Annotated in this window: 17 protein-coding genes; 14 read left to right on the top strand and 3 right to left on the bottom strand. The window is 73.3% G+C overall.

Features of this window, described 5'->3' with window-relative positions; all coding sequences use genetic code 11:
• The first annotated feature begins 5 nt into the window (after window positions 1-5).
• Genes Dvina_RS43005 through Dvina_RS43020 form a run of 4 tightly spaced genes read left to right on the top strand, consistent with a single transcriptional unit; the run spans window position 6 to window position 3,106 of the window.
• Window positions 6-782: an ABC transporter permease gene (locus Dvina_RS43005; protein ID WP_223096433.1), complete on the top strand. Its 777-nt coding sequence runs from the start codon at window positions 6-8 to the stop codon at window positions 780-782.
• Window positions 775-1,572, top strand: a complete 798-nt coding sequence (locus tag Dvina_RS43010; RefSeq protein ID WP_223096435.1) for an ABC transporter permease — start codon at window positions 775-777, stop codon at window positions 1,570-1,572. The genes Dvina_RS43005 and Dvina_RS43010 overlap by 8 nt, the downstream gene beginning before the upstream one ends.
• Window positions 1,569-2,480: an ABC transporter ATP-binding protein gene (locus Dvina_RS43015; RefSeq protein ID WP_223096437.1), complete on the top strand. Its 912-nt coding sequence runs from the start codon at window positions 1,569-1,571 to the stop codon at window positions 2,478-2,480. Before Dvina_RS43010 ends, Dvina_RS43015 begins: the two co-directional genes overlap by 4 nt.
• Before the next feature lie 2 nt (window positions 2,481-2,482).
• Complete coding sequence (locus Dvina_RS43020; RefSeq protein ID WP_343217200.1) at window positions 2,483-3,106, top strand: maleylpyruvate isomerase N-terminal domain-containing protein; 624 nt, start codon at window positions 2,483-2,485, stop codon at window positions 3,104-3,106.
• A 30-nt stretch (window positions 3,107-3,136) separates the two neighbouring features.
• On the opposite strand, the gene Dvina_RS43025 is transcribed toward Dvina_RS43020, so the two are convergent.
• The gene (locus Dvina_RS43025) at window positions 3,137-4,099 is read right to left on the bottom strand and encodes a helix-turn-helix domain-containing protein (RefSeq protein ID WP_223096442.1); all 963 of its coding nucleotides are present in this window, start codon (window positions 4,097-4,099) and stop codon (window positions 3,137-3,139) included.
• A gap of 71 nt (window positions 4,100-4,170) precedes the next feature.
• Here Dvina_RS43025 and Dvina_RS43030 point away from each other — a divergent pair, with 71 nt between their 5' ends.
• Window positions 4,171-4,584 (top strand): rhodanese-like domain-containing protein, encoded by a 414-nt coding sequence (locus Dvina_RS43030; RefSeq protein ID WP_223096444.1) that lies wholly within the window; start codon window positions 4,171-4,173, stop codon window positions 4,582-4,584.
• Here Dvina_RS43030 and Dvina_RS43035 read toward each other — a convergent pair.
• On the bottom strand, window positions 4,581-5,510 hold the full coding sequence (locus tag Dvina_RS43035; protein WP_223096446.1) for a zinc-binding dehydrogenase: 930 nt from the start codon (window positions 5,508-5,510) through the stop codon (window positions 4,581-4,583). The genes Dvina_RS43030 and Dvina_RS43035 overlap by 4 nt on opposite strands.
• A 55-nt stretch (window positions 5,511-5,565) precedes the next feature.
• On the opposite strand from Dvina_RS43035, the gene Dvina_RS43040 reads away from it, so the two are divergent.
• The 9 genes from Dvina_RS43040 to Dvina_RS43080 all read left to right on the top strand — a co-directional run bounded on the left by Dvina_RS43040 (window position 5,566) and on the right by Dvina_RS43080 (window position 13,814).
• Window positions 5,566-6,042, top strand: coding sequence for a (2Fe-2S)-binding protein (locus Dvina_RS43040; protein ID WP_246655692.1), 477 nt, complete (start codon window positions 5,566-5,568; stop codon window positions 6,040-6,042).
• The gene (locus Dvina_RS43045) at window positions 6,039-7,016 is read left to right on the top strand and encodes an FAD binding domain-containing protein (protein ID WP_223096448.1); all 978 of its coding nucleotides are present in this window, start codon (window positions 6,039-6,041) and stop codon (window positions 7,014-7,016) included. The genes Dvina_RS43040 and Dvina_RS43045 overlap by 4 nt, the downstream gene beginning before the upstream one ends.
• Window positions 7,013-9,157 (top strand): xanthine dehydrogenase family protein molybdopterin-binding subunit, encoded by a 2,145-nt coding sequence (locus Dvina_RS43050; RefSeq protein WP_246655693.1) that lies wholly within the window; start codon window positions 7,013-7,015, stop codon window positions 9,155-9,157. Before Dvina_RS43045 ends, Dvina_RS43050 begins: the two co-directional genes overlap by 4 nt.
• Before the next feature lie 4 nt (window positions 9,158-9,161).
• Window positions 9,162-9,722 carry a TIGR03086 family metal-binding protein gene (locus tag Dvina_RS43055; protein WP_223096450.1) on the top strand — a complete coding sequence of 187 codons (561 nt, stop codon included), beginning with the start codon at window positions 9,162-9,164 and terminating at the stop codon, window positions 9,720-9,722.
• A gap of 114 nt (window positions 9,723-9,836) precedes the next feature.
• Entirely contained in the window at window positions 9,837-10,709 is an 873-nt protein-coding gene (locus Dvina_RS43060) for an ABC transporter ATP-binding protein (RefSeq protein WP_223096452.1), read from the top strand.
• Between the two features lies 1 nt (window position 10,710).
• On the top strand, window positions 10,711-11,448 hold the full coding sequence (locus Dvina_RS43065; protein WP_223096463.1) for an ABC transporter permease: 738 nt from the start codon (window positions 10,711-10,713) through the stop codon (window positions 11,446-11,448).
• A 13-nt stretch (window positions 11,449-11,461) separates the two neighbouring features.
• Window positions 11,462-12,553 (top strand): sensor histidine kinase, encoded by a 1,092-nt coding sequence (locus Dvina_RS43070; protein ID WP_223096465.1) that lies wholly within the window; start codon window positions 11,462-11,464, stop codon window positions 12,551-12,553.
• Entirely contained in the window at window positions 12,550-13,158 is a 609-nt protein-coding gene (locus Dvina_RS43075) for a response regulator transcription factor (protein ID WP_223096467.1), read from the top strand. The genes Dvina_RS43070 and Dvina_RS43075 overlap by 4 nt, the downstream gene beginning before the upstream one ends.
• Window positions 13,159-13,388: 230 nt before the next feature.
• On the top strand, window positions 13,389-13,814 hold the full coding sequence (locus tag Dvina_RS43080; protein WP_223096469.1) for an Hsp20/alpha crystallin family protein: 426 nt from the start codon (window positions 13,389-13,391) through the stop codon (window positions 13,812-13,814).
• A gap of 554 nt (window positions 13,815-14,368) precedes the next feature.
• Here Dvina_RS43080 and Dvina_RS43085 read toward each other — a convergent pair.
• Window positions 14,369-14,725 (bottom strand): histone-like nucleoid-structuring protein Lsr2, encoded by a 357-nt coding sequence (locus Dvina_RS43085; RefSeq protein WP_223096470.1) that lies wholly within the window; start codon window positions 14,723-14,725, stop codon window positions 14,369-14,371.
• Window positions 14,726-15,051: the final 326 nt, after the last annotated feature.

The following is a 15,051-nucleotide window of genomic DNA, read 5'->3' on the forward strand; positions in this document are numbered from 1 at the left end:
CGCCGGTGTACGCGACCCTCTTCGTGCTGGGCTTGCGCCGCTGGTCCGCGTACCGCACCGCCGCGCTCGGCGCCGCCTTCACCAACTGTGTGTTCGGCCTGATCCGCTCGGCCGTGATGATCGCCGTCGTCGGCACCGCGGGCGGCGCGCTCGCGGGCTACGACGTGGCCACGACCGCCACCTACGTGTGGCTCGGCCAGGCCCTGATCGGCCCGGTCCAGCTGTTCGGCTGGACCGAGCTGGCCCAGCGGATCCGCTCCGGCGACATCGCGGTGGACCTGGCCCGCCCGGTCGACCCGATGCTGGCCTACCTGGCCGCCGACCTGGGCCGGGCCGCCTACTCGCTGCTGCCGCGGTGCGTGCCGCCGCTGCTCATGGGCGCGCTGATCACCGGGCTCACGCTGCCGCACACCGCGGGGCCGTACGTGCTCGGCGCGCTCAGCGTGGCCGTCGCCAGCGCGCTGTCGTTCGCGTGCCGGTGGCTCGTCAACCTGTCCGCCTTCTGGCTGCTGGACCTGCGCGGGCCGATGACGATGTACCTGGTGCTGTCGGGTGTCCTCTGTGGACTGGTGGTGCCGGTGCGCTGGTTTCCGCACTGGCTCGCGGTGGTCGCCGCCTGCACCCCGTTCCCCTCGCTGCTGCAGGCGCCGATCGACGTGCTCACCGGGAAGGGCGGGTTTGCGACGGTACTGACGCAGGCCCTTTGGCTCGTCGCTCTGCTCGGTCTCGGGTGGGGCGTCTTCGCGCTCGGGGCGCGCAAGCTGGTGGTGCAGGGTGGTTAGCGGGCCGTACTCCACATTGGCGCGCCTGCACGTGCGGGCCCAGACCGTCTACCGCGGGTCGTTCGCGATCGAACTGCTCGCGAGCCTCGGGGCGACGGTCAGCGGGCTCGGCGAGATGTACGTCGTGTTCGCGAACGTCCCCGCACTGGGCGGCCTGACCTTCCGCGCGGCGATCCTCGTCTTCGCCCTCGGGCACATCTCGATGAGCCTGGCCGACCTGGTCTTCGGCCATCTCGACGCGCTGCCCGGCTATCTGCGCACCGGCACGCTCGACGCGTTCCTGCTCCGGCCGCTGCCGGTGCTCCCCCAGCTCATCAGCGCCGAACTGTCGCTGCGCCGGCTCGGGCGGACCGCGGCCGGCATCGCCATCGCCGCGGTCGTCATGGCCCGTCTCGGCATTCGCTGGACGGCCGCCGACATCGTCCTCGTCGTCGTCACGATCCTGTGCGGCGCGGCCATCTTCGCGGCGTTGTTCACGGCCGCGGCGGCGGTGCAGTTCTGGCTCATCGACGGGGCCGACATCACCTCGTCGTTCGTCTACGGTGGACAGTACGCGTCGCAGTTCCCGGCCACGATCTACCCGGACCCGGTGCGGGTGCTGTTCACGTTCGTGGTGCCGACGGCGTTCGTGGCCTACCTGCCGGCGCTGACACTGCTGCGCCTGCCACCGCCGCCCGGCTTCCCGTCGTGGATCGGCTGGTGTGCGCCGCTGGCCGCGGCCGCGCTCTGGGGCGTGGCGCTGCTGGGCTGGCGGTCGGGGCTGCGGCACTACACGGGGGCGGGATCATGATCATCGAGGTCTGCGGGCTGCGCCGCCTCTTCGGCCGGGTGGCGGCCGTCGACGGGCTGACGTTCGGCATCGAGCGCGGCGACGCCGTCGGCTACATCGGGGCCAACGGCGCCGGGAAGTCCACGACCATCAAGATGCTGACCGGCATCCTGCGGCCGACGGCGGGCACGGTGCGCACCTGCGGCCTGGAGCCGATGCGCCAGCGGCGCCGGCTGGCTCGGCGCATCGGGGTGGTCTTCGGGCAGCGCAGCCAGCTGTGGTGGGACCTGCCCCTGCGCGACTCCTACCGGGCGCTCGGGGCGATCCACCGGCTCGACTTCCGGCCGCGGCTGGCCGAGCTGGCCGAGCGGCTCGACCTGGGCGACTTCCTGGACACGCCGGTGCGCCAGCTCTCGCTCGGCCAGCGCATCCGCGGTGAGGTCGCGGCGGCCCTGCTGCACGCGCCGGAGCTGCTGATCCTCGACGAGCCGACGATCGGGCTGGACGTGCTCAGCAAGGAGCGGCTGCGCAGCTTCCTCATCGAGCAGCGGGCCGCCGGCACCAGCCTGCTGCTCGCCACCCACGACATGGGCGACGTCCGGCGCCTCACCGACCGGCTCCTGGTCGTCGACCACGGGCGGCTGGCCTTCGACGGGACGCTCGACGGCCTGGCCCGGCAGGTCGGCGCGGAGCGGATACTCGTGCTGGACCTGGCCGAGCCGGCGCCCCCGCTGGACTTCGTCGCCGGCACGAGGCTCGTCGGGGTCGAGGCCGGCGGGCTGCGCCAGCGGCTCTCGTTCGCGCCCGGCACGACGACCGTGGCGGCGATCCTGGCCGCCGTCGCCACCGCGGCCCAGCTCCACGACCTGACGATCGAAGAGCCGGACATCGAGGCGGTCGTCCGGCGGCTCTATAGTCTGTCCACGTGACGATGAACGGCGCCGACGTCCTGCGATCCGTCGCCCTGGTGCGGGCCGCCTTCGCCGACGTGCCCGACGACGGCTGGGACCGCCCGGCCGGCACGCTCTCCTGGACGTGCTGGGAGACAATGGAGCACACGGCCGACGACCTGTTCGCCTACGCCGGGCAGATCGCCGCGCCGGACAGCCCCCAGGACGCGTACCTGCCGTTCGCCTGGCGCCCCATGCGCGAGGGCGGGCCGAGCAACACCGTCTTCGTCGAGCACTCCGGCGGCACGCTGGGCCTGCTGCGCTGCCTCGAGGCGTGCGGCGCGATGCTGGCCGGGGTCGTGGACGCCGCACCCGCGAGCCGCCGCGGCTGGCACCCCGACGGCACGAGCGACCCCGAAGGCTTCGCGGCCATGGGCGTCGTCGAGGTCCTGGTCCACGCCTGGGACGTGGCGGATACCGTCGAGCGCCCCTGGAACCCGCCGGCCGACCTGGTCACGGCGGTCCTGGACCGGCTCTTCGTCGGCCTGCCCGCGCACGAGGACCCGTGGCGGCTGCTGCTGTGGGCGACCGGGCGCGCCGAGCTGCCCGGGCACGCAACCCGCACCAGCTGGCGCTGGGACGGCCGGCCCCTCGCGGAGCGTTAGCACTCCGCCCGACCGCTCGGCCGCCCGGCGTCAGCGCTTCGAGCGGAAGGCCTGGCGGTACGCCGACGGGGACGTTCGCATCGCGTTGGCGAAATGGTGGCGGAAGGTGACGGGCGCGTCGAAGCCGACCGCGGCGGCGACCTGCTCGATCGTCGTGTCCGTCGTCTCCAGCAGCGCCAGGCTCGCCTGGATGCGCTGCCGCAGCAGCCAGCGGATCGGGCTCGTCCCGGTCGCCCGGGTGAAGTGCCGCAGGTAGGTCCGCGGGGCCATGTGCGCCTGCCGGGCCAGGCCGGCCACGGTCAGCGGCTCCCGCAGGTGCGCCAGGGCCCAGGCCAGGCTGGCCGCGATCCGGTCGTCGCCGGCATCGGCGGGCATCGGCGCCTCGATGAACTGGGCCTGCCCGCCGTCGCGGTGCGGCTGGACCACGAGCCGGCGGGCCACCGCGTTGGCGATCGCGGCGCCGTGGTCGCTGCGCACCACGTGCAGGCACAGGTCGAGCCCGGCCGCGCTGCCCGCGCTTGTCCAGACGGGCCGCTCGGCCTCCTCGGCGATGTACAGCACGTCCGGGTCCAGGTCGAGGTGCGGAAAGCGGGCCCGGAACACGTCGGCGTAGCGCCAGTGCGTCGTCGCCCGCCGCCCGTCCAGAAGCCCGGCCGCGGCCAGGGCGAACGCGCCCGAGCAGATCGACAGGGTGCGGGCGCCCCGGTCGTGCGCCGCCCGCAACGCCTCCAGGACCGCCGCGGGCGGATCGGCGTGGACGCTCGCGACGCCGGGCACGATCACCGTCTGCGCCCGGGCCAGCTCGGCCAGCCCGCCCGCGGGCTGCAGCACCGCTCCCCCGATCACCGGGACCGGCCCCGGCGTGGGAGCGCAGATCGTCAGCTCGTACCAGTCCCGCTCGAACTCCGGCCGCGGCAGCCCGAAGATCTCGGTGACGATCCCCGTCTCGAACAGGGACATCCCGGGGTACGCCAGGACCGCGACCGCGTGCATGGCGCGATGTTAGCGCAGGGCGGCGTTCACGCCACTCCCGGCACCGGCCTCCCGTGCCGCACGCTCTGCCTATGACCACTGCGATCGAGCACTTCACCACCCGCCTGACCTTCGAGACCGACGTCAGCGACGTCCACGCGGCCCGCTCCGGCCTCGTGGTCGTCGACTCCCGCGGGGCGCAGGCGTGGGCCCAGGGCCACATCCCGGGGGCGGTCCACCTCCCGACCGCCGAGATCGCCCTGAAGGCCCGGACGCTGATCCCCGCCGACGCCGACGTGGTGACGTACTGCTGGGGTCCGGGCTGCAACGGCGCGACCCGCGCCGCGCTGGAGTTCGCGAAGCTGGGCTACCGGGTGCGCGAGATGCTTGGCGGCTTCGAGTACTGGGTGCGCGAGGGCTTCGAGTTCGCGACCGCCACCGGCCCGCAGCAGCGCCCGGCGGACGAGCTGACCGCACCCCGCTGGGCGGTCAGCTGCGACTGCTAGGGCACCAGGATCGTCTTGCCGACGGCGGTGCGCTCCTCCATGCCGCGGTGCGCCGCCGGGGCCTCCGACAGCGGGTACACCTGGCCGATCAGCGGCCGCAGGGCCATTGACAGCGCCCGGGCCAGGTAGGCGCGGTGCCGCTCCGGCGGCAGCTGCACCGCCTGGATGCCTGTCGCGGTCACGTCGGGCCGGGTCCCCGCGGTGAAGCCGCCGGCGGGCATGCCGTGGCCGGAGAACCGACCGCCCGGCCGGACCAGGGTGAGCGCGGCCCGGCCGTAGTCGCCGCCGGCCCCGTCCAGGACCGTGTCCACCGGGTCGAGGCCGGCCGTCCAGCCCGGCTCCGAGTAGTCCACGACCGCCGCCGCGCCCAGGTCCCGCAGCCGGGCCAGCTTCGCCGCGCCGCGGGCGGCCGCGATCACCGTGGCCCCCGCGGCCGTCGCGAGCTGCACCAGGATGGCGCCCATGCCACCGGCGGCCGCGGTGATCAGGACCCGGTCGCCGGCCGCGATCGGCGCGACGTCGAGCAGCGCGAGCGCGGTGACACCGTCATGGAGGACGGCCGCCGCGGTGCGGTCGGGCACCCCCTCGGGGATGGCCACCAGCGCCGCCTCGGCGGCCAGCGCGACCGTCGCGTAACCGCCGCCCGCGTGGCCGGTGCGGGCCACGACCCGCCGCCCGGTCCACTGGGGGTCGACGCCGCTCCCGACGGCCGTCACCGTGCCGGCCGCGCCCACCCCCGGGCGATACGGCGGCTCGACCGGGAAGAACTGCCCGCCGCGCCCGGCTCGCACCATGGTCTCCAGCCACAGGGTGTCCGACGCCGCCACCGCGATCCGCACCTGGCCCGGGCCGGGCCGGGGGTCCGGTGCGGACGTCAGGACGAGAACGGAGGGATCGCCGAACCGGGCCACCTCGATCACACGCATGAAACCACCCTCGGACCTCAAGCATGGTTCATGTCAAGGCGGGTAGCTGCGGCGCGTGGCGAGGAGACGAACCGAGAGCGACGTGACCCTTGACGTCAACGGGCACGAGCAGGACCTGCGGCTGGACAACCGCACGACGCTGCTCGACGCGCTGCGCGAGCACCTCGGGCTGACGGGCGCGAAGAAGGGCTGCGACCACGGCCAGTGCGGGGCCTGCACGGTCCTGCTGGACGGGCGGCGGGTGGTCAGCTGCCTGGTGCTCGCCTGCTCGGCGCACGGGGCGGCGGTGACGACGGTGGAGGGGCTCAGCGCGGGGTACGGGCTGCACCCGATCCAGGAGGCGTTCATCGAGCACGACGCGCTGCAGTGCGGGTTCTGCACACCCGGGCAGATCTGCTCGGCGGTCGGGCTGACGGCGGAGGAGACCGCCTCGCCGGCCGCGGTGCGGGAGGCGATGAGCGGGAACATCTGCCGGTGCGGCGCCTACACGCACATCGCGGCGGCCGTCTACGAAGTGGCGGCGAGCTCGTGAGGCCGTTCGAATACGAGCGGGCCGCGGACGCCGCGGGCGCGCTGGCCACCATGGTCCGCCCCGGCACCGCGTTCCTGGCCGGCGGGACGAACCTCGTCGACCTGATGAAGCTCGGCGTGGCCACCCCGGACCGGCTCGTCGACCTGAGCGGCCTGCCCTACGCCGAGGTGGAGCCGATCGGCGGGGGCGGGCTGCGGATCGGGGCCCTGGTGTCGAACAGCGACCTGGCCACGCACGACGGGGTGCGCTCGCGCTACCCGGCCGTGGCCCAGGCCGTGCTCGCGGGCGCGTCCGGGCAGCTGCGCAACCGGGCCACGGTCGGGGGCAACCTCCTGCAGCGCACCCGCTGCCGGTACTTCCAGGACCTCACCAAGGCGTGCAACAAGCGGGCGCCGGGCAGCGGCTGCGACGCCCGCGACGGCGAGCATCACGACCTCGCGATCCTGGGCGCCTCGCCGCAGTGCATCGCGACGAACCCGTCGGACCTGGCCGTGGCGCTGTCCATGGTGGACGCCTCGGTGCACTACATCGGCCCGCACGGCCCGGCCGCGGTCAGCGTGCACGACCTGTTCCGGCGGCCCGGGGAGCGGCCGGACCGGGACACGAACCTGCCGCCGGGGTCGCTCATCACCGCCGTCGTGCTGCCCGAGTGCCCTCTGGCGGGCGGCTCGCGGTATCGCAAGGTGCGCGACCGCGCGTCCTACGCGTTCGCCGCCGGGTCGATCGCGGCCGCGCTCGATGTGCGCGACGGGCGGGTGCACGACGTGCGGGTCGCCTGGGGTGCGGTGGCCCATCTGCCCTGGCGGGCCTGGGCCCTGGAGCGGGCGCTGCGCGGGGCGCGGGCGGTGCCGGAGAGCTACGCGCGGGCCGCGGAGACCGAACTGGCGTCCGCGAAGCCGCTGCGCGACAACGAGTACAAGATCCGGCTTATCCGAAACCTGACCGTCGAGCTGCTGGGGGAGATGACCCCGTGACCGCTTTTGTGCACCGTGACCAGGCCCGCGACCAAGCCCGCGACCAAGCCGCGGAGCAGGCCGTCGGGCGGGCCGAGCCGCGGCTGGAGGCGCGGGCCAAGGTGACCGGGCAGGCGCGGTACGCCGACGACCACCCGCTGCCCGGAAGCGCCTACGCCTGGCCGGTGCGGGCGGCGTTCGCCCGCGGTCGGATATCCACTGTGGACACCACCGACGCGCTCGCGGTGGACGGGGTGGTCTGCGTCATCTGGCACGGCAACGCGCCGCGGCTGGAGCCCGGCGACGACCCGGATCTGCTGGTCCTGCAGTCGCCCGAGGTGTGGTACTACGGGCAGGTCATCGCGCTCGTCGTGGCCACGACGCTGGAGCGGGCCCAGGAGGGCGCCGACCTGGTGACGGTGCGCACGGACGCGATGGCCGCGGACACAGTGCTGCGGGCCGACCACCCGGGGCTGCACGAACCGGAGATCGTCAACGCGGGCCTGCCGGGGCGGGTCGACACCGGCGACTTCGACGCCGGGTTCGCCGCGGCCGAGGTGCGCGTCGACGCGACGTACCGCACCCCGGCCGAGCACCACAACCCGATGGAGCCGCACGCGACCACGGCGTTCTGGGAGCGCGGGCAGCTGACCGTGTTCGACGCGACCCAGGCGTCGTCGTCAGTCCGCGACACCCTGGCCGCGCTGTTCGAGCTGCCGCCGCAGCTGGTGCGGGTGCACAACGAGCACGTCGGGGGCGGGTTCGGCTCGAAGGGGGCGCCGCGGCCCAACGTGGTGCTGGCCGCCATGGCCGCGCGGTGTGCGGGGCGGCCCGTGCACCTGGCCCTGGGACGCTCGATGCTGTTCACGATGGGCGGGTACCGGACGCCGACCATCCAGCGGATCCGGCTCGGCGCGGACGCGGACGGGCGGCTGGTGGCCCTGGCGCACGAGTCCGTCACGCAGACGTCACGGCTGACGGAGTACACCGAGCAGTGCACGGCCGTCAGCCGCGTCCACTACCCGCCGGCGAACCTGACGACCAGCCACCGCGTCGTCGCGCTGGACGTGCCGCCGCCGACCTGGATGCGGGCGCCCGGCGAGTGCCCGGGATCGTTCGCGCTGGAGTCCGCGATCGACGAGCTGGCGGTGGCCGGGAGCTGGGACCCGGTACAGCTGCGCATCGACAACGACACCGCCCGCGACGCCGAGGGCCGGCCCTTCAGCAGCCGCCACCTCGTCGAGTGCCTGCGCGCGGGCGCGGACCGGTTCGGCTGGGCCGGCCGCGACCCGCACCCGGGAAGCCGGCGCGAGGGGCGCTGGCTGCTCGGGACCGGTGTGGCGGCGTCGTCGTTCCCGGCGATCACGTGGCCGTCGACCGCGACCGCGCGGGCCACCGCCGACGGCCACTTCGAGGTGGCGGTCAACGCGGCCGACATCGGCACCGGCGCCCGCACGGTGATGCGCCAGATCGCCGCCGACGCGCTCGGCGTCGACGAGCCGTCAGTGCAGATCCGGGTCGGCGACAGCGACATCGGCTTCGCCACCATCGCCGGCGGCTCGATGGGCACGTCGTCGTGGGGCTGGGCGGTGACGAAGGCATGCCGGCTGCTGCGCGAGCGGCTCGGCCGGGAGCACCACGGCCAGTGCCCGCCCGAGGGGGTCGCCGTGGTCGCCGACACCACCGCCGATCTGGCCGCCCGCGGCGAGTACGCCCGCCACGCGTTCGGCGCCCAGTTCTGCGCCGTGCGGGTCGACCCGGCCACCGGCGAGGTGCGGCTGGACCGGATGCTCGGCGTGTTCGCGGCCGGGCGGATCATCAACCCGACGACGGCCGAGTCGCAGCTGGCCGGGGCGATGACGATGGGCGTGTCGATGGCGCTGCTGGAGCAGTCGGTGCTCGACGCGCGGACGGGCGACTTCGTGACGGACGACCTGGCCTCGTATCACGTGGCCGTCAACGCCGACATCCCGCGGATCGACGTGACCTTCCTGCCCGAGGCCGACCCGCACCTCAACCCGATGGGGTCCAAGGGCATCGGCGAGCTCGGGATCGTGGGCGCGGCCGCGGCGGTGGCCAACGCCGTCCATCACGCGACAGGGGTCCGCGTGCGCTCCCTGCCGATCACTCCGGCGGCGCTGCTGGCGGCCATGCCAGGATGAACGCATGGCCTTTCCGGACTACCGCGCGGCGGACGCGATCGCCGTCCGTGCCAGCGTCAAGCTGCTCGACGGCCCGCTCGACCTGACCCTCCCGACCCCCTGCGCCGGCTGGAACCTCGCCGACCTGCTCGCCCACATGACCATCCAGCACCTCGGCTTCGCCGCCGCCGCGCGCGGCGAGTCGTGGCCCCTCGCACGCTGGACCCCGCCGCCGCTCGCGGCCGACCCGGCCGCCGCGTATGCGGCGGCCGCCGAAGAGGTGATCGCCGCGTTCGCCGCGGCGGATCTGTCGGCCGACATCGAGCTGGCGGAGATCGCGCCGGTGCCGATTCCCGCCTGGCGCGGCCTCGGCGCGCACACCATCGACTACGTGGTGCACGGCTGGGACGTCGCGCAGACGCTCGGGCTGACCTGGGAGCTGCCGGAGGACGTGCTCGTCGAGACCCTGCCGATCGCCGAGGCCGTCCCCGCGACCACGAAGGCGTTCGCGGCGCCCATCGCGGCCCCGGCCGGGGCGTCCACAATGGACCGGATCCTGCTGCGCCTCGGGCGCGTACCGCGCTAGCGCCTCGGCCGGCGCAGCCATGTGGTGGCGCGGGCTCCGATAGTACTTTTGTCACCGCCGAGTCCGGATCGACGAATCTGCTGCCCACGTCGCGACTTCTCTAGCGTGAACAGCATGAACGCCGTCGAGCTCGAAAAACTGTCGTACCGCTATGGCAATGTGCGGGCCGTGGAGGACGTGTCGCTCACCGTCGCGGCCGGCGAGGTCGTGGCCATGCTCGGGCCCAACGGGGCCGGCAAGTCGACGACCCTGCTGATGCTCCTCGGGCTGCTGCCGCCCGCCACCGGCACCGTGCGGCTGTTCGGCAGCAGCCCCGCCGCGGCCTGCGCGGCCGGCCGGGTCGGCGCGATGCCCCAGGCCGGCGGGCTGCTCCCCCGGTCCACCGTCGGCGATCTGCTGCGGTTCCTCCACGACGTGTACCCGGACCCGATGCCCATCGCCGAGGCGCTCGCCACCGCCGACCTGACCGACCTGGTCGACCGGACCGTCGAGAAGCTCTCCGGCGGGCAGGGCCAGCGGCTGCGCTTCGCGATGGCCCTCATCGGCCGCCCCGACCTGCTCGTGCTCGACGAGCCCACGGCCGCCCTCGACGTCGAGGCCCGCCAGGAGTTCTGGGCCGCGATCCGCCGCTACGCCCGGCAGGGCCGCACGGTGCTGTTCTCGACCCACTACCTGGAGGAGGCCGACGCCAACGCCGACCGCATCCTGGTCCTCGACCGCGGCCGGGTCATCGCCGACGGCACGGCCGACTCCGTCAAGCGCCGTGTGTCGGTGCGCACGGTGAGCGTCGTGCTGCAGAACTTCGATTATTCGCTACTGCCCGGCGTCGCCGCGTTCGCGCAGCAGGGCGGTCGCGCCGTGCTGACCAGCACCGACTCCGACGCCACAGTCCTGGCCCTCGCCGAGGCCGGCCTCCTGCGCGACCTCGAGGTCGCCGGCGCCGGTCTCGAAGAGGCGTACCTCGCCCTGACCCGAGTGGAGGCCTGACATGCTGCCCTACGTCCGCCTCGAGCTGCGCCGCCTCATGCGCACGCCCGGCCTGCTCATCTTCACCGTCGCCATGCCCCTCGTGAGCTACCTCGTCTTCACGAACATCAGCACCGTCACCGGCCAGGACAAGGCCACCGCGGCGACCTACACGATGGTCTCCATGGCCGGCTACGGCGCGATCGGCGCGCTGCTCAACTACGCGGCCGGGCTGGTCGTCGACCGCTCGATAGGCTGGCTGCGGCAGCTGCGGCTGACCCCGGTGCCGCCGGTCGCGGTGGTGTTCGGCAAGGGGCTGGCCGCGATGGCCGCCGCACTGCTGCCGGTGGTGCTGTTGTGCGCGGCGGCGGTGCTCATCAACGGTGTGCGGCTGGGTGCCGGGCAGTGGCTGGCGCTGGTGCCCCTGCTGTGGCTCGGGGCGCTGCCGTTCGCGCTGCTGGGGCTGTCGCTGGGCTACCTGGCCACCAGTCAGACCGCGCAGCCGCTCAACATGCTGGTGTACCTGGGGATGTCGATCGTCGGCGGCCTGTGGCTCCCGCTCGACATCATGCCGGGCTGGCTGGCCACGATCGGGCGGGTGCTGCCCACCCACGCCTACGCCGACATGTCCTGGCGGGTCGCGTTCGGGGGCGCGCCGAGCGTCACCGACGTGGCGACCCTCGCGGTGTGGCTTGTCGCGTTCGCCGCCCTCGCCGTCTACGGGTTCCGCCGGTCCGTCCGCCGCATCGCGGTGCTGTGAGAGGGTGAGCCGCATGAAGCACGGGCCGCGCCCCACGATCGGCGGGATGGTGTGGGTCGCGGTGTGGCTGTTCCCGCTCATCGATCCGCTGAGCCGGGTCACGTCGCCGGTCGCTGTCGTCGGGCTCATCGCGTTTGCGGGCCTGTACGTGTACACCGCCGCCCTGGGCTTCGAGTCGCCGGTCCTCACGCGCCGCCACCACGTGCTCTACGGTGCGGTGGCGGCGCTCGGGATCGCCCTGACGCTTGCCTACGGCGACCACTGGCTGATCGTGATGCTCTACGTCTCGGCCGCGGGCATGGCCCTCTACGCCGGCGCCGAGCGCCCGGTCGCCGCCGTCTACGTGTTCTTCGGCGGCCTGCTGATCCAGGTCGCCCTCGCCTTCGCCGTCCACGCCGACTGGTGGCGCTCCGGCAGCGTGATGCTCGGCACGATCCTGTCGTCGCTGCTGTGCGGCGCGGTCCGGCAGATGGGCCGGCTCATCACCGAGCTGCGCACCACCCGCCAGGCCCTGGCCGACACCGCCGTCGCCGAGGAGCGCCTGCGCTTCTCCCGCGACCTGCACGACCTGCTCGGCCACACCCTGTCCGTGATCGTCGTCAAGGCCGAGGTGGTGCGCCGCATCGCCGAGCGCGACCCGGCCGCGGCCGCGGCCCAGGCCGCCGACATCGAGCAGGTGGGCCGCCACGCGCTCGTCGAGATCCGCGAGGCGGTCACCGGCTATCGCGAGACGGGCCTGACCGCCGAGCTGGCCCGGGCCAAGGGCTCCCTCACCGCCGCGGGCATCACCGCCGACGTCCTGCGCACCGCCGACCCGCTCCCCGACGCCGCCGACCGCCTCCTGGCCTGGGTGGTCCGTGAGGCCACGACCAACGTGATCCGTCATAGCGGCGCCGCCAACTGCGAGATCTCCCTCGCCATGACCGACGGCACCGCGATCCTCAGGGTCCAGGACGACGGCGACTTCTCCCCCGCCGCCTCGCCCCCGCCGCCGGGCAACGGCCTGCGCGGCCTCACCGAACGCCTGGCCACCGCCGGCGGCACGCTGGAAACCGCACCCCGCCCCGAGGGGGGCCTGGCACTGACGGCAAGGTTGCCATTATGACGATCAGGGTGCTGCTGGCCGAGGACCAGGGCATGATGCGCGGCGCGCTGGCGCTCCTGCTGGACCTGGAGACCGACCTGGAGGTGGTCGCCCAGGTCTCCAGCGGCGACGCCATCGTCGCGGCCGCCCTGGAGACGCGCCCCGACGTCGCGCTCCTGGACATCGAAATGCCGGGCGGCGACGGCATCAGCGCCACCGCCGAACTTCGCCGCCGCCTCCCGTCGTGCCGGGTGCTGATCCTGACGACCTTCGGCCGCCCGGGCTACCTGCGCCGCGCGATGGAGGCCGGCGCCAGCGGCTTCCTGGTCAAGGACGGCCCGGTCGAGTCGCTGGCCAACGCGGTCCGCCGGGTCCTCTCCGGCGAACGGGTGGTCGACCCCGACCTGGCCGCCGCCGCCCTGGCCGCCGGCCCCGACCCCCTGACCGACCGCGAGCGCGACGTCCTGCGCGAGGCCGCCGACGGCTCGACGGTGGCCGACATCGCCAAGCGCCTGCACCTCTCCGAAAGCACTGTCCGCAACTACCTGTCGGCCGCGATCACGAAGACCGGCACCCGCAACCGCATCGAGGCCGTGGGCGTAGCCCAGTCCAGAGGCTGGCTCTGACTCTCCCGGCCCCGTGCCCGGAGTCGCACGCCCCGCGCCGGGCCGTCTTTCCTGAGCGACGAGCCGCACCCCGCCGTGCGGTCGGGCCCCTGCGTCATGAGGCCCCTGGCAGGGCATCCAAAGTTGAGTCTAGGTGACTCAGGTCACGTTCAGCGACGGAAGAGGGTGGGCATCCCCGCCGTTGTAAGACTTGAGCGACACGCGCTCAACCTTGGAGGGACTCACTCATCATGTTGCTGCGCACCGTTCCGTTCCGGTCCTCGGCCGCGTTCGACCAGGTTTTCGGCTCCGCCATCGGTAGCCGCGGGGTCAGCGCTCCGCTCGACGCCTACCGTGACGGAGACACCTTCTTTGTCGAGATCGACCTGCCCGGTGTCGACCCGGCCTCCATCGACGCGACCGTCGACCGCAACGTGCTGACCGTGCGGGCCGAGCGGGCGCGGGTCGAGCGCGAGGGCGTCCGGCGGGTCATTTCCGAGCGGCCGGCCGGCACCGTCACGCGGCGGCTCGTGCTCGGCGACAGCCTCGACACCGACCGGCTCGAGGCCAGCTATGACGCGGGTGTGCTCACGCTGAGCATTCCGGTCGCCGAGCAGGCCAAGCCGCGAAAGATCGAGATCGGCGTGGCCCAGCGCGAGCTGGCCAACGCCCAGTAATTCCACTGCAGACCGGGCGGCGGCGGCTCGCTTCGAAGGAGCCGGCGCCGGCCGGTTTCTGCACTTCCGGCCAAAGACGCTCCAGTGCCGAGAGGGCCGCTGTCGCCTGTGCGATGGCGGCCTTCGTGTTTCGTGCGACATTCGCAATCGATCAGTGTCGCCACACGGTGTTATTCCCGATGCGCTGCCGGTGATCATCGAACTCATTCGGGTGGCGGAAAATGCGGGTGGCCCGGGTGTGCGACCGCCGAAGCGGGGAAGCGACACGATGCGCGCCACGCCGACTCGGTGCGAATGACGGCCGCGGCAAGGTGGCGTCCGGGCAGTGCGACGACGGCGGTGGCGCAAAGCCCGGGGCGCGGCCGCATAGACCACCGGATCGCTGGGCAATGTGCGGTTCTGGACCAGGTCTGCTGTCGCTTTCCGCGGGCCGTCGCGCTCGGATGCCGCCGCCGAATACCGGGGTCGGCCTCGGCGAATGCAAAGCGGGCCGGGTGCGTGAATGCACCCGGCCCGCTGTGACCGATCGAACGCCGCACCATTGAGGCGTGCGGTCAGCGACCCGCTTCGGCGTGGTAGCGGTCGACGATCTCCTGCTTGATGCGGCCGCGGTCGGACACGTCGATGCCCTTACCCTGTGCCCACTCGCGGATCGCGCGGTTCTGGTCGCGATCGCCGCGGGTCACGCTGCGGCCCCGGGCCTCGCGGCCGCGCGAGGTCGCGACCACACCGCCGCGACCGATCTTCGTCGCGGCGGCGACGAATGGGGCCACCGCATCGCGCAGCTTCGTCGCGTTGCTTGCGGACAGGTCGATCTCGTACTGCACGCCGTCGAGCGCGAAGACGATGCTCTCGGCGGCGGGCTTGCCGTCGATGTCATCGATCAGCTCGTGGATGACGCGTTTTGCCATGAGTGGCCTTTCCTCGGTGGTACCCAGGTGTACTAGAACCGTTGTGTACTGAACCGATCCGGACCTCGGCACTACGCGCACCGGCCGCATCATTCGGACACAAACAAGATACAAGCGACATGCTACGCCCTTGGCTTGGGGCGAGATTACTCCCACTTTAGCGCTTTCGCTCGCCCGGCTCGGAAATCGGCATGTCACGAAACGCATACAACACGAAACGCACACGATCGGTAAAGACGACCGGCCGAATAGGGCGTGATCGCAAGCACCGCGGAAGCCACCCCGGCCGGATGGCGAGAACTCACCCGTGCGATCCAGAAGATCGC

It is taken from the genome of Dactylosporangium vinaceum (assembly GCF_019904175.1).
GTDB classification, from domain to species: domain Bacteria; phylum Actinomycetota; class Actinomycetes; order Mycobacteriales; family Micromonosporaceae; genus Dactylosporangium; species Dactylosporangium vinaceum.